At 60.0% G+C, this 23,157-nt stretch carries 17 protein-coding genes, 2 rRNA genes and 1 pseudogene (1 of these 20 cut by a window edge); 4 read left to right on the top strand and 16 right to left on the bottom strand.

The genetic code is table 11. From position 1 onward, the window contains the following. Positions 1 to 67: 67 nt before the first annotated feature. Positions 68 to 1,468, top strand: coding sequence for an amino acid permease (locus FXO12_RS23755; RefSeq protein WP_034128783.1), 1,401 nt, complete (start codon positions 68 to 70; stop codon positions 1,466 to 1,468). 146 nt (positions 1,469 to 1,614) lie between these two features. On the opposite strand, the gene kynA is transcribed toward FXO12_RS23755, so the two are convergent. Both kynA and kynB read right to left on the bottom strand, forming a co-directional pair. After that, positions 1,615 to 2,472, bottom strand: a complete 858-nt coding sequence (gene kynA / locus FXO12_RS23750; protein WP_014719914.1) for a tryptophan 2,3-dioxygenase — start codon at positions 2,470 to 2,472, stop codon at positions 1,615 to 1,617. Further along, entirely contained in the window at positions 2,469 to 3,119 is a 651-nt protein-coding gene (gene kynB / locus FXO12_RS23745) for an arylformamidase (RefSeq protein WP_054896995.1), read from the bottom strand. The genes kynA and kynB overlap by 4 nt, the downstream gene beginning before the upstream one ends. A gap of 364 nt (positions 3,120 to 3,483) precedes the next feature. Here kynB and FXO12_RS23740 point away from each other — a divergent pair, with 364 nt between their 5' ends. Beyond that, positions 3,484 to 3,828: a cupin domain-containing protein gene (locus FXO12_RS23740; protein ID WP_003230905.1), complete on the top strand. Its 345-nt coding sequence runs from the start codon at positions 3,484 to 3,486 to the stop codon at positions 3,826 to 3,828. A gap of 105 nt (positions 3,829 to 3,933) precedes the next feature. Here FXO12_RS23740 and mmsB read toward each other — a convergent pair whose 3' ends face one another. Both mmsB and FXO12_RS23730 read right to left on the bottom strand, forming a co-directional pair. Continuing rightward, positions 3,934 to 4,818: a 3-hydroxyisobutyrate dehydrogenase gene (gene mmsB, locus FXO12_RS23735; protein ID WP_060772714.1), complete on the bottom strand. Its 885-nt coding sequence runs from the start codon at positions 4,816 to 4,818 to the stop codon at positions 3,934 to 3,936. A 15-nt stretch (positions 4,819 to 4,833) separates the two neighbouring features. Beyond that, positions 4,834 to 6,351: a CoA-acylating methylmalonate-semialdehyde dehydrogenase gene (locus tag FXO12_RS23730; protein WP_054921501.1), complete on the bottom strand. Its 1,518-nt coding sequence runs from the start codon at positions 6,349 to 6,351 to the stop codon at positions 4,834 to 4,836. 133 nt (positions 6,352 to 6,484) lie between these two features. Between FXO12_RS23730 and FXO12_RS23725 the strand changes: the two genes are divergently transcribed. Continuing rightward, the gene (locus FXO12_RS23725) at positions 6,485 to 7,432 is read left to right on the top strand and encodes a LysR family transcriptional regulator (RefSeq protein ID WP_034128788.1); all 948 of its coding nucleotides are present in this window, start codon (positions 6,485 to 6,487) and stop codon (positions 7,430 to 7,432) included. A gap of 33 nt (positions 7,433 to 7,465) precedes the next feature. Here FXO12_RS23725 and FXO12_RS23720 read toward each other — a convergent pair whose 3' ends face one another. Genes FXO12_RS23720 through FXO12_RS29160 form a run of 4 tightly spaced genes read right to left on the bottom strand, consistent with a single transcriptional unit; the run spans position 7,466 to position 10,262 of the window. Next, the gene (locus FXO12_RS23720) at positions 7,466 to 8,413 is read right to left on the bottom strand and encodes a LysR substrate-binding domain-containing protein (RefSeq protein ID WP_060764178.1); all 948 of its coding nucleotides are present in this window, start codon (positions 8,411 to 8,413) and stop codon (positions 7,466 to 7,468) included. Continuing rightward, positions 8,413 to 9,261 carry an EamA family transporter gene (locus FXO12_RS23715; RefSeq protein ID WP_054897000.1) on the bottom strand — a complete coding sequence of 283 codons (849 nt, stop codon included), beginning with the start codon at positions 9,259 to 9,261 and terminating at the stop codon, positions 8,413 to 8,415. The genes FXO12_RS23720 and FXO12_RS23715 overlap by 1 nt, the downstream gene beginning before the upstream one ends. Positions 9,262 to 9,314: 53 nt before the next feature. Beyond that, positions 9,315 to 9,839: a TauD/TfdA family dioxygenase gene (locus FXO12_RS29165; protein WP_232458718.1), complete on the bottom strand. Its 525-nt coding sequence runs from the start codon at positions 9,837 to 9,839 to the stop codon at positions 9,315 to 9,317. Positions 9,840 to 9,890: 51 nt separating this feature from the next. Then, positions 9,891 to 10,262 (bottom strand): hypothetical protein, encoded by a 372-nt coding sequence (locus FXO12_RS29160; protein WP_229999938.1) that lies wholly within the window; start codon positions 10,260 to 10,262, stop codon positions 9,891 to 9,893. A gap of 148 nt (positions 10,263 to 10,410) precedes the next feature. Here FXO12_RS29160 and FXO12_RS23705 point away from each other — a divergent pair. Beyond that, positions 10,411 to 10,506 (top strand): annotated as a pseudogene (locus FXO12_RS23705) (DUF3077 domain-containing protein); the annotation flags it as partial. Between the two features lie 96 nt (positions 10,507 to 10,602). Here the strand turns inward: FXO12_RS23705 and FXO12_RS23700 are convergent. The 8 genes from FXO12_RS23700 to FXO12_RS23665 form a co-directional block, all read right to left on the bottom strand. Continuing rightward, positions 10,603 to 11,091 carry an OmpA family protein gene (locus FXO12_RS23700; protein ID WP_034128792.1) on the bottom strand — a complete coding sequence of 163 codons (489 nt, stop codon included), beginning with the start codon at positions 11,089 to 11,091 and terminating at the stop codon, positions 10,603 to 10,605. 5 nt (positions 11,092 to 11,096) lie between these two features. Beyond that, a complete protein-coding gene (locus FXO12_RS23695; protein WP_034128793.1) occupies positions 11,097 to 12,359 on the bottom strand; it encodes a diguanylate cyclase domain-containing protein in 1,263 nt (420 codons plus the stop codon). Next, positions 12,356 to 12,922: a YfiR family protein gene (locus tag FXO12_RS23690; RefSeq protein WP_034128794.1), complete on the bottom strand. Its 567-nt coding sequence runs from the start codon at positions 12,920 to 12,922 to the stop codon at positions 12,356 to 12,358. The genes FXO12_RS23695 and FXO12_RS23690 overlap by 4 nt, the downstream gene beginning before the upstream one ends. Before the next feature lie 139 nt (positions 12,923 to 13,061). Next, positions 13,062 to 15,134: an exodeoxyribonuclease V subunit alpha gene (recD, locus tag FXO12_RS23685; RefSeq protein ID WP_057975033.1), complete on the bottom strand. Its 2,073-nt coding sequence runs from the start codon at positions 15,132 to 15,134 to the stop codon at positions 13,062 to 13,064. Next, positions 15,131 to 18,802 carry an exodeoxyribonuclease V subunit beta gene (gene recB / locus FXO12_RS23680; RefSeq protein ID WP_060772713.1) on the bottom strand — a complete coding sequence of 1,224 codons (3,672 nt, stop codon included), beginning with the start codon at positions 18,800 to 18,802 and terminating at the stop codon, positions 15,131 to 15,133. The genes recD and recB overlap by 4 nt, the downstream gene beginning before the upstream one ends. Next, complete coding sequence (gene recC / locus FXO12_RS23675) at positions 18,799 to 22,251, bottom strand: exodeoxyribonuclease V subunit gamma (protein WP_057975031.1); 3,453 nt, start codon at positions 22,249 to 22,251, stop codon at positions 18,799 to 18,801. Before recC ends, recB begins: the two co-directional genes overlap by 4 nt. Positions 22,252 to 22,411: 160 nt before the next feature. Further along, positions 22,412 to 22,527: ribosomal RNA gene (gene rrf / locus FXO12_RS23670) — 5S ribosomal RNA — on the bottom strand. Positions 22,528 to 22,678: 151 nt separating this feature from the next. After that, positions 22,679 to 23,157: ribosomal RNA gene (locus FXO12_RS23665) — 23S ribosomal RNA — on the bottom strand; it runs 2,413 nt beyond the window's last position.

The raw sequence follows: 23,157 nt of genomic DNA, 5'->3' as shown, positions 1-23,157 counted from the left end.
CAGCAGTTCTGAGGGGCCGATGCGGCGTGCAATCACCCTTGAGAAAAACAAGTAGAAGGGAATGTTAATGGCGGATGACATGGTTAACCCGGTGGGCCTCAAGCGAGGCCTGAAGAACCGGCACATTCAGCTGATCGCCTTGGGAGGTGCGATTGGTACAGGCTTGTTCCTCGGCTCGGCCGGGGTACTCAAGTCGGCGGGGCCGTCGATGATCCTGGGCTATGCGGTGGCCGGGTTTATCGCGTTCCTGATCATGCGCCAGCTAGGCGAGATGATCGTCGAAGAGCCGGTGGCCGGTTCCTTCAGCCACTTCGCACATAAATACTGGGGCGGTTACGCAGGCTTCCTGGCGGGCTGGAACTACTGGGTGCTCTACGTGCTGGTGGGCATGGCCGAGTTGACGGCGGTGGGCAAGTACATCCAGTTCTGGTGGCCGGAGATCCCAACCTGGGTCAGCGCGCTGGTGTTCTTCGTCGCGGTGAACCTGATCAACACCCTGAACGTGAAGTTCTTCGGTGAAGCCGAATTCTGGTTTGCGATCATCAAGGTGGTGGCGATTGTCGGCATGATCGTGCTCGGCTGCTACCTGCTGTTCAGCGGCACCGGCGGCCCCCAGGCCTCGGTCAGCAACCTGTGGAGCCACGGTGGTTTCTTCCCCAATGGCGGCATGGGGCTGTTGATGTCGATGGCCTTCATCATGTTCTCGTTCGGTGGCCTGGAACTGGTCGGCATCACCGCCGCCGAGGCCAGCGAACCACGCAAGGTGATCCCCAAGGCAATCAATCAGGTGGTGTACCGCATCCTGATTTTCTATGTCGGTGCGCTGACCGTGCTGTTGTCGCTGTACCCGTGGGATCAACTGCTGCAAACCCTCGGCGCGTCAGGCGATGCCTACAGCGGCAGCCCGTTTGTGCAGATCTTCTCGCTGATCGGCAACGACACCGCCGCCCACATCCTCAACTTCGTGGTGCTGACCGCGGCGTTGTCGGTGTACAACAGCGGCGTGTACTGCAACAGCCGCATGCTGTTCGGCCTGGCCGAGCAAGGTGACGCGCCCAAGGCGCTGATGAAGCTCAACAAGCAAGGCGTGCCGCTACGGGCGTTGGCGATTTCGGCGTTGGTGACGATGCTGTGCGTGGTGGTCAACTACGTCGCGCCGCACAGTGCGCTGGAGTTGCTGTTTGCCTTGGTGGTTGCTTCGCTGATGATCAACTGGGCGCTGATCAGCCTGACCCACATCAAGTTCCGCAAGGCCATGGGCGAGCAAGGCGTGACGCCGTCGTTCAAGACCTTCTGGTTCCCGTTCAGCAACTACCTGTGTCTGGCCTTCATGGTGATGATCATCGGGGTGATGCTGGCGATTCCGGGAATTCGTGAGTCGGTGTACGCGATGCCGGTGTGGGTGGGGATTATCTACGTTGCCTATCGGTTTCGGATCAGAAACGGGAAAGTAGCTGTGGCGCAGTAACACCTGTGGGAGCCGGGCTTGCCCGCGATGGCGGCGTGTCAGCCAACGGGTGGGCCGGCTGATACACCGCCATCGCTGGCAAGCCAGCTCCCACAGTTGACTGTATTTCACATAAAAAAAGCCCCGGTAATCCGGGGCTTTTTTGTTTAGAGCGTGGAACGTACTCGCCAGAGTTCAGGGAACAGTACCGTATCGAGCATCTTGCGCAGATAACCCACGCCTTCAGTACCACCAGTACCCGGCTGGAAGCCGATGATGCGTTCCACCGTGGTGACATGCCGGAAGCGCCACTGGCGGAACGAATCTTCCAGGTCGATAAACTTCTCGGCCAACTGGTACAAATCCCAGTAACGGCTCGGGTCGCGATATACCTCGCGCCAGGCAGCTTCCACCGAGTCATCGTGCACCGTGGCGGCGGTCGGGTCGCGCTCGGCGCGTTTGGGGTCAATCGCCAACCCCGCCTTGACCATCAGGTTTACGGCCTCGTCATACAACGACGGCGTGGCAATCGCCACCTGCAATTGCTGCAGCAACTCCGGGCGATGAGCATGGGGCCGCAGCAGCGCCGGGCTTTTGTTGCCGAGGATGAATTCGATCTCGCGGTACTGGAACGACTGGAACCCCGACGACTGCCCCAGGAACGGGCGAATCGCCTTGTACTCCGACGGTGTCATGGTCGCCAGCACCGCCCAGGCGTGCACCAGTTGATCGAAGATCCGCGACACCCGCGCCAGCATCTTGAACGCCGGCGGCAGCTCACCCAGGCGCACATGTTCGCGGGCGGCCTTGAGTTCGTGAAGCATCAGTTTCATCCACAGCTCAGAGGTCTGGTGCTGGATGATAAAGAGCATTTCGTTGTGGTCTGGCGACAGGGGGTGCTGGGCGCTGAGGACTTTGCCCAGGTCCAGGTAATCGCCATAGCTCATGGACTCGGAAAAATTCAGTTCGGCGTTATGCCATTCTTCCGGCGGTTGGTAATCAGCTGAGAAAGGACATTGGCTCATCGCGTGGGCTCCTTGAGCGGGCGGAGAATGGCGCGCACGGGGCTCGCGTCCAGGTTGGCGAAGCGCAGCGGCAGCGCGATCAGTTCATAGTCGCCCTCCGGTACGTCATCGAGCACGATGCCTTCGAGGATCGCCATGCCATGGCGCGCCACGGCGTTGTGCGAATCCATGGTCTTGGATTGCTGCGGGTCCAGGGACGGCGTATCGATACCGATCAGACGCACACCCAGGCCGGCGAGCAGCTCAATGGTTCGCGGGGCGATGGCAGTGAAATTCGAATCCCATTCAGTCAGTGGCGCTTGTGGATAAGTACGCAGCAGCACGCGCTCGGGCAGGTTATCCAAACGCCCTTGCAACTGATGGGGCTCAACCAACGCGCCGCTGCCCAGGCAATGCAATACCCGGCAAGGGCCCATGTACACATCCAGCGATACCTCGCCAATCGGCGCGCCATCAGCGCTGTAATGCAGCGGCGCATCCACATGGGCACCGGTGTGCGGCGACAGGGTGACGCGCCCCACATTTACCGGACACTCGGGGCCGAACTGCCACACGCGCTCCTCCTGGAACGGCGTATCACCCGGCCAGGTCGGGGTGGCCGTGCTCAAGGGCGGGCTGATATCCCACCACGTTTTTATTGGGTTCATTGCAAGGCTCTCACTCGTTACTGAGGTGAATGATACGAGGGAGGGATGTGAATTTTCTTGCGAATTCTGGCGCGACACGGGAAATCTTTCGCAGTTACTGCGAGGAAACATCGGTTTGATGCACAGATCTGTCGCTCAGATACGCCACGACCTCTCGTGGGAGCCTGGCTTGCCAACGATAGCGGAGTGTCAGGCAATCGAGATGCTCGCTGTGCCACCGCCATCGCGGGCAAGCCCGGCTCCAACAGGGGACCGCGGTGTTCAGGTGACTGCGCTTCTGGGCATCCCAATGTCGAGTTCAGACCACTGGCGCAACGCCCGAGGCCTTAGGGTTGAGCTTTCCCTTCCCTGCCTCGGAGTCATCATGTCCAAGCCCATCACCGTACTGCGCGACACCCACCCACTGCCGGTCCTGGATGCCTGCAAATGGGAAAAGCTCGAAGGTGACCCGCACACTGTCAACCTCAACGCCTACACCAGCGAAGACGGCAGCAAGATCATGGGCACCTGGATCTGCACACCGGGCAAGTGGTACGTGGAATACGTGAAGTGGGAATACTGCCATTTCCAGGAAGGCTACTGCGTGATCACGCCTGAAGGCATGGAGCCGATCCATCTGCGCGCTGGGGATATCTTCGTGGTGGAGCCAGGGATGAAGGGGACGTGGGAAGTGGTCGAGACTGTGCGTAAGTATTTTGTGTTTGCCTGACCCATCCCCGTCCCTGTAGGAGCGAGCTCGCGAAGATCGTCAACGAAAACGCGCTCATCCAGGATGAACGCGTTGCTCTCACATTTTTCGCGAGCAAGCTCGCTCCTACAGCTTGCGATAGCTGTTGATGATCGCCGAGAAGTCCTTGCCCCCTTCCCCACGCTGGCTCATGGATTGATACAACTGCTGGGCCACTGCGCCGAGAATCACCGGCTGATGCGCCTGGCGCGCAGCCTCAGTCGCAAGGCCCAGATCCTTGAGCATCAGGTCGGCACCAAAACCACCGGTATAGCCACGCGATGATGGCGCGGTCTCGATCACGCCTGGCCAAGGATTGTAGGTATCGGAACTCCAGCAGCGCCCCGTGGAGCTGTTGATGATGCCGGCCAGCACTTGTGTATCAATGCCAAGTGCATCGCCCAGGGCCATGGCTTCACTGACGCCGACCATGCTGATACCCAGCAGCAGGTTGTTGCAGATCTTGGCGATTTGCCCAGTGCCGACATCACCGCAGTGCACGATGTTGCGGCCCATCTGCGCCAGCACCGGTTGCAGGGTGGCGAACAATTCCGGGTTGGCGCCGACCATGAAGGTCAGCGTCCCGGCCTGGGCACCGCCGGTGCCACCGGAGACCGGCGCATCGGCCACGTCCACGCCTTGTTTGGCTGCCGCAGCCGCTACTTCACGGATGGTTTGCGGGTCAATGGTGCTGCAATCCACGGCGGGGATGCCTTCGCCGATGCCGGCGAGTACACCGTCTTCATTCAGCCACACGCTGCGCACATGGGCGGCTGCCGGCAGCATGGTAATCACCAGTTCGGCACCTTGGGCCGCATCACGCGGCGAGCTGCTGATGGTGCCGCCCAGTTCGGCAAGTTCCTTGAGTACCGCCTGGTTCAGGTCGAACAGGTTAAGCGCGTGCCCAGCCTTGATCAGGTTGCGGGCCATGGGCGCACCCATGTTGCCCAGGCCGATGAATGCAATTTTCATGGTCGTCTCCCGAGTTCAGCGCAGGTTGATGGTGGTGTTGACGCCATCGTTGACCGTGTCGTCATCAAACCAGCGGCTGGTGACGGTTTTGGTCTGAGTGTAGAACTGCACCACTTGCTTGCCGTAAGGGCCCAGGTCGCCGAGCTTGGAACCGCGGGAGCCGGTGAAGCTGAAGAACGGCACTGGCACCGGGATGGGGATGTTGATGCCGACCTGGCCCACATCGATTTCGCTCTGGAATTTACGCGCCGCCGCGCCGCTCTGGGTGAACAGGCCTGTACCGTTGCCAAACGGATTGGCGTTGACCAGGGCGATGGCTTGATCGAGTGTCTCGACTTCCAGTACCACCAGCACCGGGCCGAAGATTTCCTCGGTGTAGATGCGCATGTCGGTGGTCACGCCTGAGAACAGGGTGGGGCCGACAAAGTTGCCTTGCTCAAAGCCCGGCACTTTGATGTCGCGGCCGTCCAGCTCCAGCTTGGCGCCTTGTTTCACGCCGCTTTCGATCAGCTCCAGGATGCGTGCCTTGGCGCGCTTGGAGATCACCGGGCCGACATCCGTGCCCGCTTCGCTGCCGGCGTTGACCTTGAGCTTTTGTGCCAGGGCCTTGAGGTCTGGCAGCCACTGCTTGGCCGCGCCCACCAGCACCACCACCGAGGTGGCCATGCAACGCTGGCCAGCCGCGCCGAAACCGGCACCGACCAGGGCGTTGAGGGTGTGTTCTCGGTTAGCATCCGGCAGCACCACCGCGTGGTTCTTGGCGCCCATCATCGACTGCACACGCTTGCCGTGTTTGCCGGCCAGGTCGTAGACATGCGTGCCCACAGCCGTCGAACCGACGAAGGACACTGCCTTGATGTCTTTGTGAGTACAGAGTGCATCCACCACGTCCTTGCCACCATGCACCACGTTGAGCACGCCGGCTGGCACACCGGCTTCCAGCGCCAGCTCCACCAGCAGCATGGTCGACAACGGGTCTTGCTCGGAAGGCTTGAGTACAAAGGTGTTCCCGCAGGCAATCGCCATCGGGAACATCCACAGCGGAATCATCGCCGGGAAGTTGAACGGGGTGATGCCGGCGCACACGCCGATAGGCTGGCGCAGGGTGTAGGTGTCCACGCCGCCGGCCACGTTCTCGGCGAACTCACCCATTTGCAGGGTGCCAATGGAACAAGCGTGCTCCACCACTTCCAGGCCACGAAAAATATCGCCCTCGGCATCGGCAATGGTCTTGCCCTGCTCGGCGCTGAGGACTACAGCAATGCGCTTGGAATGTTCGCGGATCAAGGCTTGCAGCTTAAGCATGATGCGCATGCGCGCGCCGATCGGCGTGAGTTTCCAGGTCTGGAACGCTTGATGGGCAGCGTCGATGGCCGCGTTGACTTCATCGGCGGTGGCAAACGGGACTTTGGCCAGCACTTGCTGGGTGGCCGGGTTGACGATGTCTTGCCACTCGGTGGTCTTGGACTCGACCCACTCGCCGTTGATCAGCAACTTGACCTGTTGCACGGAAATATCGGCAGATGCGTTCATGTGGTCTCCAGAATCTTGTAGTTATGCAGAGAACCAAGGCGTTGAATCGCCTTGAAGAATGAGGCGTTCGGACTGTTTTTGGAGTATAGATGTGCAAATCTCTAATAAGAACGCACATAAAAGCCGGTCCAATATGCAAAAAAACATCACCTCCCTGGGCGCCCTGAACTGGGATGACCTGAAGTTTTTCCTCGAAGTAGCCCGCACCCGCAAGGCTAGCGTGGCCGCCAAGCGCCTGGCGGTGGACTACACCACCGTGTCGCGGCGCATCAGCTCTCTGGAAGTGTCCCTCGGCACGCTGCTGTTCGAAAAATCACGGACCAACGGCTTCGTGCTCACCAGCGAAGGCCAGCGGTTGCTGGGTTATGCCGAATCCATCGAAAGCACGCTGCACATGGCCTGCGAACAGGTGTCCGGGTCCGGCGTGGCACTTTCCGGCCATGTGCGCATGGGTTGCACCGAAGGCTTCGGCAGCTTCTTCGTCACCCCGCAACTGAGCCATTTCGTCGACACTTATCCTGCGATCTCGGTGGATATCCTGCCCCTGCCCCACTTCATCAGCCTGTCCAAGCGCGAAGCCGACATCGTCATCGCCCTGGAACGCCCTGAACACGGGCCGTATGTGTGCTGCAAACTGTGCGACTACAAATTGCAGTTGTACGCCACCCAGGACTACCTCGACCAACACCCGCCAATCCGCAAACCTGCGGATCTGGCCGAACATCCGTTTATCAGCTATGTGGATGACTTGGCCTTCAGCTCAGAGTTGCTGTACCTGGCCAATGTGGTGCCCGGCGCCAGCGCCAGCCTGCGCAGTACCAGCGTGATCGCACAGTACGTGGCGGCCCAGCAAGGCCGGTCGATGGCGATATTGCCGTGCTTTCTGGCCGCGCAGGACCCGCGCTTGCTGCCGGTGCTGGGAGAGCAGATTGCGATTACGCGGCAGTTCTGGATGTATTGCCGAGAGGATTTGAGGAAGTTGAAGCGGATTACGTTGTTGTGGGATTACATTCGGGAAGTGACGGAGCAGAATCAGGGGTTGTTAATGGGGCAGACGCGGGAGATCAGGTTTGCGAAGTGAGGTGCTAAAAGGAGCAACGGAGGCTTCCTACATTTAGACCGCTCCTGCTGCAGCAATTTGCGGATGCCGAAGCCGAACTTCGCGCAGAAACTCACCCGCGCTGTTCTTGAGCCATTCAATCAGCCGAGCAATCTCCGGCTCCGACTGACGTCCGTTTCGACAAATGATGTAGTAGGCCGCAGGGGACATCATCACAGGGCTATTCAACGCAACTAACGCACCGTCTTCCAGTTGGTCATACACCAACGCAGTCCTGCCCAGCGCAATCCCTCCGCCCTTCACCGCCAAGCTGATCGCCAGGCTCGAATCCGGAAATCTCGGCCCGTGGTGATAAGGCGGCGGCGCCAGCCCCTGAAACGCAAACCAGCTTTCCCACCCCGGACATACCTGATCGTCCACCCGATGAATCAGCGGATAGCGGGCGACATCCTCCAGAACAATGCCGCCCTTCAACCGCAGAAAATCGGGCGAACACACGGGGAATACGGCGTCGCGCATCAACAGTTCGACATAATGATCCGGATAGTCACCGTACCCCATCACCACGGCGACATCGTATTGATGGGCCTCCAGGCTGGTGCTGCTCATGTCGGCGCTGGTCAACACCAGATCCAGGTTGAATGAAGCCTGCGTGTGAGAGCCGTGCATCCTGGGGATTAGCCACGTCGAACAGAGGGAAGACGTGCATGATAGGTATAACGGTTGGGACTTACCGGGATTGAGTGAATGCAATACCCCATCCAGCGCCTTGAAAAACTCATCGGTAACTGGCAACAGAGCCTGCCCTGCTGCAGTCAGCTTGACGCCGCGTGAGTGCCGCTCAAACAACGACACGCCCCACCATTCCTCCAAGCCCGCGATTTGATGGCTAATGGCACTGGCGGTGAGGTTAAGCTCAGACGCTGCACGGGCGAAACTACCGGTTTGCGCTGCGCTGACGAACGCCTGAAGCATAGGTGTGGGGGGCGGACGCTGGGCCATCAGGTGCTCACTTTGATCAAAATGATCCCGCAAACAATGACGAACGCCGAAAGCATCCGTCGCCAACCGAACCGTTCGTGAAAGAACAGCGCAGCAATAATGGCGCCGATAATAACACTGGTTTCCCGCAGAGCTGAGACCTTGGCCACCGCGTCCAGCGACAAGGCAAACAACACCAATCCGTAAGACGCCAGGTAAAAAACACCGCCTAATAGCCCAACTCGCCAGTGCCCACGTATCGCACGAGCCAAGGTTGAACGTTCTTTGGAAAACGCCAGCATCGGGATCGGGATACTTTGGAATACTGTCAGGTAAATAATGTACTGCAGCACCGTCTCACTGGCTCTTACACCTTTAGCATCCACCACCGTGTAAGACGCAATAAACGCACCGGCGCACACCGCCATCAGGATCGGCTTGAACATCTGCGCCGTCATCCTGCGCACAAAGGTCAAGCTGATAATCCCCACACAAATCAGCAACACTCCCGTCAACGCCTGGGAGGACAACTGTTCATGCAGCAGAAAGTAAGAAAACAGCACGACCAATACGGGCGGCACCCCACGCATCACCGGGTAAACCTGACCGAAGTCACCCGTTTCGTACGCTTTAATCAAAAATAGCCGGTAGACCGTATTGAGCACCACAGAGACGAGTATATAGCCCCATACCTCCAGGCTAGGCACACTTACAAACGGCAACGCCAGCAGGCATATCACTAGCGCGGTGCCGTCGACCATGGCCAAGGTCATGAAGCGACTGCTACCGGCGCGAACTACGGCATTCCAAGTGGCGTGCATAAAGGCAGAAATCAAGACCAACGTGATCGCGATATCGGAGTTGTCCATGGGGCTCGGCTTATGGCGGATATGGGAGGACTTACGTTATGAATACCGATGCATCATCGTTTGCGTAACCACAGCCGTAGCATATAACGATTAAGATCACTCAAAGGCTCAGCATCATTGATTTCGGAACGTGGAGCGTTCATATCAATGAAGTGCGTGCGCGTATGCAGAAACTTGTTATCGGCTGAAATAAGCACTTGCCCTGGCTCCAGCAGTACTCGATGCTGAACCGATGACTGATCGAGAACGGTATCCAGAAAGTCCAGTGCCTGGGTTTGAGCTGCTGTTAAAGGCACTCCTGCCTTAAGGTGAGCTGACTCAATGTAGACTCGAAAGTATCTGATCAGTGGAATACCTTCACTGGAAAAGCTGAGGATGGGGGCTTTAAACAGTTTTTCATCCTCTGACATGCCGCGATTCTCAAAAAAGAAGTCGCATTTGAGCGCTTCCAATACTTCTGGGAACGCAATCAGCTCGGCGTATACCGCGCTTGCATCGATGAGAATGCTCTCACCTCCTAAAAGTGCTTTCTGTCCACAGGCCAGGATCAAGTAATCGATAGGCAACGGGTCGCTCACACCATCGTTATGTACATAGGCGCCTTGACGGGTCTGATGGTATCTCGCACCTTACTCAATGCTTTTGCCACCTCGGTCATAAACCTCAATCACTTTATGACCAAGATGATTCTGTACCATTGGGACACCGAGTAAGGAACCGAATGTCCACACCAGAGATTTGAACGTTGAAAGTTTATCCACCTTAAAGCCATCGAGAATCAAGACATGACTTTCATGATCGATCATATTTCGTATTCTATTCAGCTCCTCTCTCAGCACGCTTGACTGTAAAGGATTAATGTAAGCGACCTTGGTATCGAATCTAACACCTTGACTTACCGTCTCGAACAACTCTCTTATCGTCAATAGCTCAGCAAATGCATCTTTTGAAAGCCTGACTTTAGATACTTCCTGGCGAAAATGACTGACATTTATAGTCATCGCAATCCTTTACGGTAGTTACTTATAGCGTCCATTTAACTAAGCCCACCATTTGCGAAAAAGCGAAACTTCATCAGCCCAGCCATTAAAATTCGTCATGACAGGTCTTTCCTACAGAGAAAACTCCTAATGGTCGTTGGTAGGTTTTCGCGGCGACCAATACGCATGGGCCGCGCATTATATGTATGAGAGGGGCAAGGCCGTGGTGGATGACTTGACGCGGGCGATGACACCGAGCCGTTGAGCGAACATTCTTGCTAGCACATCGCAGAACAACTGTGAGAGGGGCTTGCCCCCTCCCACATTGGATTGCATTTCAGCTTGGGAAAGGTGAACCCGCTTAGTCTGCGATCACTACGATCGACACCCGGCGATTCTCGGTGCGGCCTGCTGTGGTCGTATTCGGCGCTACCGGCTCGCTGCTGCCCAGGCCGCGCAGTTGGATGTTTTCTTCTTTCATGCCCACGCGGGTCAGCACCTTGCCCACGCTTTTGGCGCGGCGCAGGGACAGGGCAACATTGTAGGGCTCTTTGCCCGAGGCGTCGGTGTGGCCGTCGACACGCACACGCTCGATACCCGCGCCTACCAGGGCCTGGCCGATGCGTTCGACGATGTCGGTGCTGGGTTTGTTGAGGGTTTCGACGTCGCTGCCAAACAGCACTTTGCCGGACAGGCCGAAGGCCCAGCCTTCATCGGTCAGCTCGAAGCCTTGCTGCTTGAGCACGGCGACTTGCGCCGGGGTCAGGCCTTTGGGTGGCGTCTGGCAGCCGCTGAGGGCCAGGAAGGCCACGAGCAAAGAAATAAATAAAACGCGTGTGTTAGCGAACAAGGGAATCAACTCCTGTGTTGAACGTTGGCGACGGGGTGCTCCGACTCCGCCGTTTGCTGGCCGCCCGAAGACAATCGTTTGGCCTGGTACATCGCCGCGTCGGCAGCGTTGAGCAAGGTCCCTGGCGTGGCACCATGCTCGGGATAAATCGCAATGCCGATACTGAGGGAGGTCAACACCTGGGTGTCTCCAGGCAGTGGAATCGGCATGTCCATGCTGGCAATGATTTTGTCGGCGATGCGCTGGGCGTCTTCGGCCTTGTGCAGGGGCGCCAGCAATACCGCGAATTCATCACCGCCCAGGCGCGCCACCAGGTCGTCCTCGCGCAGTTGCGCCCGCACGCGGTCGGCAACGGCCACCAGCACGGCATCGCCAGCGGCGTGACCGAAGCTGTCGTTGATGTCTTTGAAACGATCGCTGTCGAGGAACAGCACTGCCACCCGCTCGTTGACCTTGGCCGCGCTGCGCAGGGCACGGATCAGCCGGCCTTCGAAGAACGCGCGGTTGGGCAGGCCGGTGAGGCTGTCGTGGCTGGCCTGGTGGGCCAGGGTTTCGTTTTCGCTTTGCAGGTGGCTTTGCCAGGCCTCCATCTCACCGAGCAGGGCGTTGAAGTCGCTGCCCAGGCTGTCGAGTTCGGCGATCTGCGCCGAGGGTACGCGGCGGTCGAAGTCTCGCTCGCTGCGGGCGGCGTGGGCGACGGCAGCCAGGCGTTGCAATGGCACGGTGATACCATTTAACAGACGCCGTGACAGATGCAACGCCACCCAGGCGCTGAGGGCGGTGCAGATCAGAATCCCGATCAAGCCACTGAGCAAGAAGCGCAACAGGCTGCCACCGTGGCCGACCAGATGGATGCTGCCGACGGTTTGCCCCTGGCGCAGGATCGGCTGGCTGATGGGCTGTTCGAGCAGGGCGTGCGCTATTTGCAGCTCGACCCGTGACAACATGCCGGTTTCCGGGCGAACCCAGCGCGCCAGCAGCTTGCCGTTGATATCGAATACTTCTGCCTGGGCCACTTCTTCGGTAGAGGCAATCAGGCTCAGGGCTTCGGTGGCCGCCGCACTGTCGTTGAACACCACGGCTGCTTCCACGGTGTAGTTGATCGAGCGGGCGATCAGGTGCAGGTTGTGCTCGGCGTAAACCCGCAGGGCAAGTACGCCCAGCAGGGTCAGGGACACACTGGCCAGGGTCACGGCTACCAGCGCCAGGATCATATGCCCGCGGGCAATTACCGAGCGCAGGGTCGGCCGCACTTTATCGCGACTCATGAGCCAGGCGCTCGACGACGGGACAACTGCAACACACTGGGATGGATGCGCACGCCGCTACGGGCGACGGAATCCAGGTTGACCTCGAACGACACCTGCTCATCGCTGACGCGCAGGCAGAACAGGCTGCCCACCGTGCATTGGTCGCCCCCTTCGCTGATGCTGAGTACGGGATGGCCGATCAATGAGGTAAACAGGCGGTTGCGTTCGTCGGGGGTGATTTTGCCGATGTAGACGGCATCACAGGCATTGACGATATCCGGATGATCGACCAGCAGGCGCCGCACCAGCACCGGACGACCGGTGGCCTGGGTGGTGCCTTTGACCAGGTCATCGGTGTACTGAGTCGGCCCGACAATGCACAGCCGCAATTGCGCAGGCTCAACCGGCCAACGGGCGTAGCTGAGGATACCGAGCACCACTTGGGTGACCGCCTGCGCACGGTGCTCGGCCAGGCTGGGCGTCTGCGCAAATAGGCGCGGCGCAAGCAGGCACAGCACCGTCACCAGTAACAGGCGTCTCCAACTCAAACTGCGCGCTTTGGGCGAGACAGCCACGTTCATGCAGCGATACTCTCAAGTGTTTTCCAGGATGATGCCGCAACGATAGCACAGCGGCGGACATCCCCACGAAGCACAGCATTCGAGGGGTTCGCTATTTTTTCAGAAAAATCAGACATCTGAATAAGAAATATCGCCTGACCTACCAGTCATTTTTTTCAGACGGAAGGTCCAACTCCAACATCAATCCGCTCAGACGCTTGACCTTGCGCCGCACCGCTTCCTCAAACACGCCGCCGCGCGGCTCAACCAGGCTGAACCAACGTTTGGCACGGGTGATACCGGTATAGATCAGCTCTTTGGTCAGCACCGGGTTAAGGGCATCCGGCAGGATCAGCGCGGTGTGAGTGAACTCCGAGCCCTGGGATTTGTGCACGGTCATGGCGTACACGGTTTCCACATCATTCAAGCGGCTGGGCAATACAAAGCGCACGCCGCCCTGGCCATCGTTACGTGGAAAGGCCACCCGCAGGACGTGGGGGCCACCGTCGCTTTCGGGCAATTTCAGGGCGATGCCGATGTCGCCGTTCATCAGGCCGAGCCCGTAATCGTTGCGGGTCATCAGCACCGGTCGGCCTTCGTACCACTGCTCGTCACCTTCGATCAGGCGTACCTTGCGCAACGCCGCGGTGATGCGCAGGTTGAGCCCTTCGACGCCCCACGGGCCCTTCCGCACGGCGCAAAGCAGTTGAAACGCGTCGAAGGCGTGCAGCAGTTGTTGCGCCCAAGCAGTCCAGGCTGGACCGTCACGCGGTGTGTCCGCAGAGGGGCGCGCCGATTGCAGCAGGTTCAGGTAGTAGCGATAACCTTGGGCGCCATCGCCCTGCCCGTCCAGTACCAGGCGCTCAAGGGCGTGGTCATGCTCACCCTTGAGGCTGACGCAGAACAGGTCGTCGTGACGGCCTGCAGCTAACAGCTGGCGGGCCTCTTCGGCGTTTTGCTGGTTGACCCAACGCGCCAGTTGACCAATACCGCTGCCCTCGCCGAAGCGGCGCGAATAGCGCAGCATCACCACTTGCTGGGCCAGGGGATGGCTGCCATCGAGGTCTTCTTGCAAGCCGCTGCTGCTGAGGTCTTCACCGCTAACGGCTTGCAGCCAGTGGCGAGTCTGCGGGCTGTACCAGCCGGCTTCGGCATCGCGGCACAAGTCGCCGAGTACGGCCCCCGCTTCTACCGAGGCCAGTTGGTCTTTGTCGCCCAGCAATACCAGGCGTGCATGGGGCGGCAGGGCGTCGAGCAGGTTGGCCATCATTTCCAGGTCGATCATCGAGGCTTCGTCCACCACCAGCACATCCAAAGGCAGCGGGTTGCCCGGGTGGTGACGGAAGTGACGGGTGCCCGGACGGCTGCCCAACAAGCGGTGGACCGTGGTGACCTGGGTGGGGATTTTTTCCCGCACGTTGTCGGGCACTGTCAGTGACAGCACTTGCTGGCTGATGGATTCGGTCAGGCGCGCAGCGGCTTTACCGGTGGGCGCAGCCAGGCGAATACGCAACGGGCTGCCGGACTCCACGGCGGGCGCCTGCAATAGCGCGAGCAGGCGCACGACGGTGGTGGTTTTACCGGTACCGGGGCCGCCGGTGACGATGCTGAAGGCGCCGCGGGTCGCCAGGGCGCAGGCGAGCTTTTGCCAGTCAATCACCCCATCGGGCGCCGGTTGGTCGAACAGGCGATTGAGCCGTTGCGGCAGATCGGCGGCGGCGTCTTCCACGCTGGCAAGGCGCAGGCGCAGGGCGCGGTCGATACGCCGCTCGTAGGCCCAGTAGCGGCGCAGGTACAGGCGCTTGCCGGACAACACCAACGGGCGGCTACGAGCCTCCTCGCTGCCATCGACGGCCAGCGCAACCAACGGGCTTGAAGCCAGGGCATGGCACCAATGCGCGCCATCCAGGCCGTGCAGCAACTGTGAGGGTAGCAGCATGGCGCCGGTGTGCAGGTCGCCTTCGGGCGGCAATGACAGGGCGAAATCCGGCGCCTTGAGGGTTTCGAACACATCCAGGCAGACGTGGCCATGGCCCAGTTGATGGCTGGTCAAGGCCGCCGCCAGCAGCACCAGGGGATCGGCCTTTGGGTCCAGCTCGTACAGGAAACCGACAAAGGCTTTGTCCAAGGCGCGCAGCCAACCCCGCTCGACCCAACGTGCAAGCAACTGCAGCAGGTCGGCGGCACGATCGAGGGGCAAAAGCGCCTCCAGCGGTAACGGCGACAGGCTCATAAGAGCACTCCTTGTTCCCAGGCGGGCTCAACCTTGGGTGGGATGGGCTTGCCCTGGAACAACAGGTCCAGGCTCTCGATCAACTCACGAGGCGGTCGGGTAAAATACGCGCCCTGGCTCACCGACTGGCTACCGCGCAGGAACAGGTACAGGGCACCGCCGACGTGCTGGTCATAATCGTAATGCGGCAGGCGCGCCTTGAGTTGGCGGTGCAGGGCCAGCAGGTAAAGTACGTATTGCAGGTCGTACCGATGCTCGAGGATCGAGTGTTCCATGGCGTCATGGGTGTAGGCAGAGTCGTCAGGGCCGAGCCAATTGGATTTGTAGTCGGCCACGTAGTAACGGCCATCGTGCTCAAACGTCAGATCGATAAAGCCTTTGAACATGCCGTTGAGCAGCACCGGTTCGGCGGCCACACGGGACACGCCGCCATGGGTGTGCTGGCACACCAGTTTGTCGAGGGCGAGTACGTCGACGGTGTGACTGGCAAACCAGAATTCCATCTCGATCTGGTACTGCTGCAGGCCACTGAGGGTGAAGCGCTCGTTGTACAGGGGCAGTGGCGTGTGCAGCAGGTGCTCCAGCCAGCCGCTGAGGGTGACGATCCAGCCTTCCCAGTTGCGGCGGTTACAGCGCGCGCCCACGGCTTTTTCGATCGCCTCCGGGGTCACGTTGAAACCTTCTTCACCGGCCCATTCCAACAAGCCGTGAAGGAAGGTGCCTGGGTTGGGACCGCGTGGGAAACGGTGAATATCCCCGCCGGCCGCGACCGTTTCCCGAGGGGCATCGGGGTCGAGGCGTTCGTCATCGAACAGCTTCTGGGCCTGTGGGCTTTCGGGGGCTTCGAGGTTGGCGGCGCTCATGCTGTCGCCAATGCGCAAGGCGCTATAGGAGGCAATCCACCAGTTTTCTGCGGCCTTGCGTGCAGGCAGCAACGGCGCGAGCAGGGTCGCTTGGTTGCGCGGCGGGTGGAACAAGATGTCTTGGGCGTCCGGCACAAGGTCATAACCGATGGCCGCGCAGCCTTGCTGCAAGTCCAGCAACCAGCGCGCCAGACCCGCTGATTCGCTCAACGACGCGCCGGCACCGAGCAAATAGCCCAATGCAGAAAGGTGCAAGACCGAGCTGCTGTTATTGCCGCGTTTGAGATCGGCGATGCCCAGCCAGCAGGCGTGTTTGGCGCGGGTCAAGGCCACGTACAACAAACGCAGGTCTTCGGCCAGGCGCTCATCGTCGGCTTGGGCGATCAACTCGGCCGTGGGTCGCAGGTTGACGTGGGACTTGCCGTGTTCATCGTGGTAATGCAACGGCAAGCGACTGCCATCCACGGGCTTGGCCGAACAGATGAACGGCAGGAACACCAAGTCGTATTCCAGGCCCTTGGATTTGTGGATGGTCACCACTTTGACCAGTTGCTCGTCACTTTCCAGGCGCAGGATCTGTTCTTCACCGGCCTGCCCCGACAGCGCCAGATGCTCGGCCAAATGACGGATCAACGCCTGCTCGCCATCCAGTTCCGAGGCGGCCTGTTGCAACAATTCACTGAGGTGCAACAGGTTGGTCAGCACACGCTCGCCATCACTGCGGGCGATGAGGGTTTGCGGCAGCTTGAAGTCGTGGAGCAGACGACGCAGCATCGGCAACACGCCTTGGGTACGCCAGATGGCACGGTAGCCACGGAACTGCATCACCCGCGATTCCCACGCCAGTTCGTCCTGATTCAGACGCTCCAGCTCCGACAGGGACAGGTTCAGGGTGACGCAGGCCAGGGCTGCACGCAGCGGGCGTTCGACATCCGGTTCCGCGCAAGCCTTCAACCAGGCCAACAGGTCATGGGCTTCCTGGGCGGCAAACACGGAGTCTTTATCCGACAGGTACACACTGCGCACGCCACGGCGGGCCAGTTCGGCACGTACGGTTTGGGCTTCCTTGCCATCACGCACGAGGATGGCGATGTCTGACGGCAACACGCCCTTTAGGGTGCCCTCTTTTACAAAGCCCGCGGTGCCTTGCTGCCCACCATTGAGCAGCGCAACGATTTGCGTGGCGCAGGCGGCGGCCAGGTGTTGACGATAAACCGCGTTGGAAATCGGCTGGTCGGTGGGCAGGTGCCAAAGGTTCATGGCCGGTAGCGTGTGACCGTCGACCTGCAACTGCTCGCTGCGGCCTTGGGACAGTACCGAATGGAACGGCACCGGGTTATCGCCATCAGGCTGGCGAAACAGGAACGCACCACGGCCGGTTTCCGCACGCTGGAACACATGGTTCACCGCCTCGACCATCGCATGGCTGGAGCGGAAGTTGGTGCCCAGGGTGTGATGGCGGCCGGTGGTGGCCTGCCGGGCGCGCAGGTAGGTGTAGATGTCGGCGCCGCGAAAGGCGTAGATCGCCTGCTTGGGGTCGCCGATCAGGAACAGGCCGCTGTCGAGGTGGTTTTCTTCGATGCGGTAGATGCTGTCGAAGATGCTGTATTGCACCGGGTCGGTGTCCTGGAATTCATCGATCAGGGCCACCGGGAATTGCTCGCGGATCACACTGGCCAGGCGCTCGCCACCGTCTGCCTGGAGGGCGGCGTTGAGGCGGATCAGCATGTCGTCAAACCCCATCTCGGCGCGGCGACGTTTCTCTTCCTCGAAACGTTTGCCGACCCAGCCGGCAGCGTGTTGCAGCACCGCCGCGTCAGGCGTTGGCAAGGCGTCGAGGCTGGCTTTGAGGCTGGCCATAGCCTCGATGCCAGGGTGCTGCGGCGGCTCGCCTTTCCAGGCTTCGGCCATTCCGTCGGGCGTCAGGCGGGTGAAGCCGGTGCCGATGTCCAGTTGTTCCAGGGTTTCGTCAGCGGCCCAGGCGCTGATCTTTTCGAACCAGGGCTCGAAGTAACGTGCTTGCATCTTGCGCCCATCGACCGCTTTGGCAGCGACGGCTTGCAGGCAGATATCCCGCAGCTCGGCAGCCCATTGTTGCCAGGGTGCCTTGAGGGCAACCAGCGCGGCGCGGCGTTCTTGCAGGCAGGCACTGATCAGTTCGGCTGGCTCGCGGGTTTCGTCGGTGGGCCGCTCGCTGCCGAACAACGCACGCACCCGTGGCATCAGCGCCGCGGGGCCACCCCAATTATTGCGCACCCAGTTGAGCGCATCGTCGTGCATTGGGTAGCAGAACAATCGCCAGTAGTCGCGCAGCACTTCGCCCAGCAGGTCGCTATGGTCGGTTTCCAGGGTTTGTGTGAACAGGCTGCCGCTGTCGAACGCATGTTCGCGCAGCATGCGCTGGCACCAACTGTGGATCGTGGAGACTGCGGCTTCATCCATCCATTGCGCGGCGATGTCCAGGCGATTGGCACAGGCGGGCCATTGCTGCGGATCATATTGCTCGCGCAGGTCGGCAATCAGCGCATCAGGCTGTTCGATTTCGTCACGGAAGAAGCGCGCGGCTTCGGCCAGGCGGATGCGGATACGTTCACGCAGTTCCTTGGTGGCGGCGTCGGTGAACGTCACCACGAGAATTTGCGGTGGCAGCAGTTCGCGGCCGAAACCGGATTCATCACCGCCGTGGCCGAGCACCAGACGCAGGTACAGGGCGGAGATGGTGAAGGTCTTGCCGGTGCCAGCACTGGCTTCAATCAACTGGCTGCCTTTGAGCGGGAACGCCAGGGCCAAGGGTTTGCCGATCATGCGTCAGCCTCCGTGCTGGAAAGCGATCGCCAGGGGGCGTTGATCAGCGGGCGATACAGGGTTTCGCACCAGCCTTCGAACTCTTCACTGGCGACCAGGGCTGCGTAGTCGGGAAATTGCCGCGTAAGGGCAGGCGTTTCGCGGCGTTCGCCGTCAGTGGTGATGCCATCGCCTTCATAGGCTTTGCTCGCAGCCGCTTGGGCCTTGGCGGGATCAGCCTGGCCGAGCCAGGCGAACGCGGTTTTCACTGCGACCGGAAGCGGCGCGCTCATTCCCGTGTGCCAGGCCAACAGCAGGTTACCGAGAATGTCCTCGGCGCCGGCCTTGTCCAGTGGGGCCAACAACAAGGTGTCGTCACTGGCTACCAGGCCGGTGCTCAAGGGCAGGCCACAGGCGCAGGCCACCACGTGATTGACCCAGGGGCGGATGAGGCGGTGCCACTTACGTGTCTTGATCGAACCAATACTGTTGGGGATGGTGGTGACGCTTAAAAGTCCGCCATCACTGCGTCGGTGCAGACCGCTGATCCAACCTTCCAGCTGGATGCCTTGGTACGCAAAGCTGACCGGTTCAGCGCCAGTATGCGGGGTGGGCCACAACGCCAGAAGCTGTTGATAGCGTTGCACCAGGTCCGGCAGCGGCTCGATCAGTTCGTTACGCAGGCATTCACCGAAACCCACCATCGGCAGCAGGCCGCTGCCTTGCAGCCGCAGGGCCTGGGCGGTGAGAGCCTGATCGAGTTGGTCGGGTTGGGTGAGTGCCGCGTTCAGCAGGCTGTCGCTCAAGCTGTAGCGTTGCAATGCGTCCAGCACGAAGGGTTCTTCATCAGCCAGGGGCACTTCAGCGGCTTCGAAGAATACTTTCAGGCGCTGGCTGAAGAAGTGTTTGACCGGATTGCGCAGGAAGTCCTGTAACTGGCCAAGGCTCAGGGGTTCTTCCTGTTGGTGAGGCGTCAAGCCTTGCTCTTGGGTGATGACCGCCGGTGCCTGATGCAGCAATTGCCATTCGCGCGCATAGCTGAACAACGAATCGCCTTCGTGGAAATAGCGGGCGCTGAAGGGTTGCAGCGGGTGCTCCTGGGTCATTGCGTCGATCAGCGGCAGATCGTTGCTGGCGTGCTGCCAGCCGCTGGCGAGGTGGTCGCGTAGTTGGCCGATCAGCACCGAGGCCGGGCGATCGCTGTTGTCACGGATGCTGCGGCCTACCCAGCTGATGTACAGCTGGTCACGGGCTGACAGCAGCGCTTCGAGCAGTAAGTAGCGGTCGTCTTCGCGGCGAGAACGGTCGCCGGGGCGGTAATCGCTGCCCATCAGGTCAAAATCCAGGGGTGGCTGGGCCCGCGGGTAATCGCCGTCGTTCATGCCGAGCAGGCAGACCAGCTTGAACGGGATCGCACGCATGGGCATCAGCGTACAGAAATTGACCGCTCCCGCCAGGAAGCGCTGGGACAGGCGCCCCTGATCCAATCCGGCCAGCCATGCCTCACGTACTACCGTAAGAGGTAACTCGTCTTGCAAGCCGACGGATTCGCAGGTTTCCAGCCAGGTTTCTCTTAATTGTTCGAGCTGGCCCAGCAGGTAGTCATCGTGCTCGCTGCTGGGTAGGAAAAACAGCTGCATCAACCGTTGTAGACGCTCGCCCCAGGTTTGTGGGGACGCGGGTTCCGATAGCGCTTGATGGGCATCGTTCAAGGCGTCAAGCAAGGCGACCAGTGGGCCAATCAAGGCCGCATCGAGGCCACCGATTTCGTCATAAGGTTCAATACCGTCGCAGGCCGTGCCGGTACCGACGGCATAGCCCAGCAGCATACGGCGCAGGCCGAATCGCCAACTGTTTTGCTCCAGTTCCGCGGGCAGGCCCAAACCGGCGCGTTGCTCGGCATTCAAGCCCCAGCGGATGCCGGCGCCTTCGATCCAGCGATGCAAGGTGGGCAGATCACGCTCTTTGATGGCGAAGCGTTCGCGCAGGGCCGGGACGTCGAGCATGTCGAGGATTTCGCTGACAGGGAAGCGGCTGTCGGGAAGTTTGAGCAAGTGCTCGACGGCGATCAACAGCGGGTCGCGACCACGTTGGCCTTGGTCTGTAAGGGTGAAGGGGATGAAGCGTGGGTCATGCCGTTCGAGCTGGCCGAAGACCGCGCGAATATGCGGTGCATAGCTGTCGACGTCGGGGACCATGACGATGATGTCCCGAGGGCGCAGGGAGGGGTCAGCGCTGAAGCGATGAAGTAATTGGTCGTGGAGGATTTCCACTTCGCGTTGGGCGCTGTGGGCGATATGGAAACGGATCGACGTATCGCGTTGCAAGTCGACAGCGGGCCAGAGCTCACGGGTTTCATTCAACGGGCGCAGTTCGAGGATATCGTCCTGGAGTTGGTTGAGGAGCGTGGTGGGTTCGCTGTCGCTGAACAGGTCAATACGGCCGTCGCGAAATGCGGCGCGGTAGCTGTTGGGGTCATCGTAGATGTCCAGCAGACTGATGTAATCACGGCCCTGCTTGCCCCAGGCAGCGAGCAGCGGATGGGCGTGCTGGTGCAAAGTTTGAGGGTCGATAGTGACGGGCATGCCCGTTTTGCGCGCCTGGCGTTTGTATTCGTTACGCAGCAAGTCCTTGTCGGCGACGATGTCCGACCAATGATGGCGGCAGGGGTTATGCACGCAGAGCAGGACCTGGCTGAAACGGGCCAGACCCGCCAAGGCTTCCAGCGCCTGGGCCGGCAGCGATGAGATGCCGAAGACGATCACCCGGGGAGGCAAGCCGGGCGGTGCTTGTTCAAGGCTGTTGATGCGCTCGATGAAGCGCTGATGTACGCCGGCCCGGCTTTCGGCCATGCCTGCTTCACCTACATCCAGCAGGAGCGCGCGCCACAGCTCGGCTTGCCAGCAGTTGGCTGGGTTGAGCGGTTTGGACTCGCCTCGACCATTGCGCAGTTGGTGCCGGCCTGCGGCCCAATCTTCCAGCCAGTCGGCACGGTAGACCTGGTATTGGTCGAAGAGGTCAGCCAGGCGCTCGGCGAGTTGGTAGCGTTTGCGCAGGTCGGTGTCTTGCGTCAGGAAGCGTTGCAGAGGCTCGAAGTGCGGTTGGTCGATCAGCTCGGGTAACAGCCGCATGAGGCGCCAGGTCAGCGGGGCTTTATCAAGCAGGGACTTGGGCGGGATTTCGTCACGGCCCAAAACCATACGATAAAGCTGCCACATAAAGCTGCCAGGCAGTTGCACGTCGATGGCTGCGGCAATGCCACAGCCGCCCATATCATCGGCTTGCGGGTCTTCGGCCAAGGCCAGCTTGAGCCATTGGGCGATGCCGTTGCTTTGTACCAGGGCGATTTCGTTTTCCAAAGGCGCCAGTGGGTAACGGCGCATCCAACTGACCACCAGGCTTCGCAGCTCGTCCAGGCGGTTGCCATGAACCACCATGAATCCAGGACTGAGGGACGTCGCGTCCGGCATAACGGCTTCCTTGGGAAAAGCAAAATCGAGGGATGGACTTTAGCACTGTGGTGCACGGGGCGAACACAAGGCGAACAAGTGTACGGCGACAAGGCGGACACTTTTCGAGCGCCCAAAACAAAACCCCAACTGCTTTCGCAATTGGGGTTTCGGAATTTAATCTTGACGATGACCTACTCTCACATGGGGAAACCCCACACTACCATCGGCGATGCATCGTTTCACTGCTGAGTTCGGGATGGGATCAGGTGGTTCCAATGCTCTATGGTCGTCAAGAAATTCGGGTACTGAGTCGTGGCCAGCTGGCCTCGCTTCAGCAAATTGGGTATGTGATAGATCGTGGTGTTTTGTGAGCGTCGAACTTTCGGTTCATTGCGTCTTCACACACCGCAATCTGGCCTTTCGACTCAAATTGCTTGGGTGTTATATGGTCAAGCCTCACGGGCAATTAGTATTGGTTAGCTCAACGCCTCACAGCGCTTACACACCCAACCTATCAACGTCGTAGTCTTCGACGGCCCTTCAGGGAACTCAAGGTTCCAGTGAGATCTCATCTTGAGGCTAGTTTCCCGCTTAGATGCTTTCAGCGGTTATCTATTCCGAACATAGCTACCCGGCAATGCCACTGGCGTGACAACCGGAACACCAGAGGTTCGTCCACTCCGGTCCTCTCGTACTAGGAGCAGCCCCTCTCAAATCTCAAACGTCCACGGCAGATAGGGACCGAACTGTCTCACGACGTTCTAAACCCAGCTCGCGTACCACTTTAAATGGCGAACAGCCATACCCTTGGGACCGGCTTCAGCCCCAGGATGTGATGAGCCGACATCGAGGTGCCAAACACCGCCGTCGATATGAACTCTTGGGCGGTATCAGCCTGTTATCCCCGGAGTACCTTTTATCCGT

This window comes from Pseudomonas sp. J380, from assembly GCF_009827115.1.
GTDB classification, from domain to species: Bacteria; Pseudomonadota; Gammaproteobacteria; order Pseudomonadales; family Pseudomonadaceae; genus Aquipseudomonas; species Aquipseudomonas paracarnis.
This window is presented reverse-complemented; position numbering and strand designations above follow the sequence as displayed.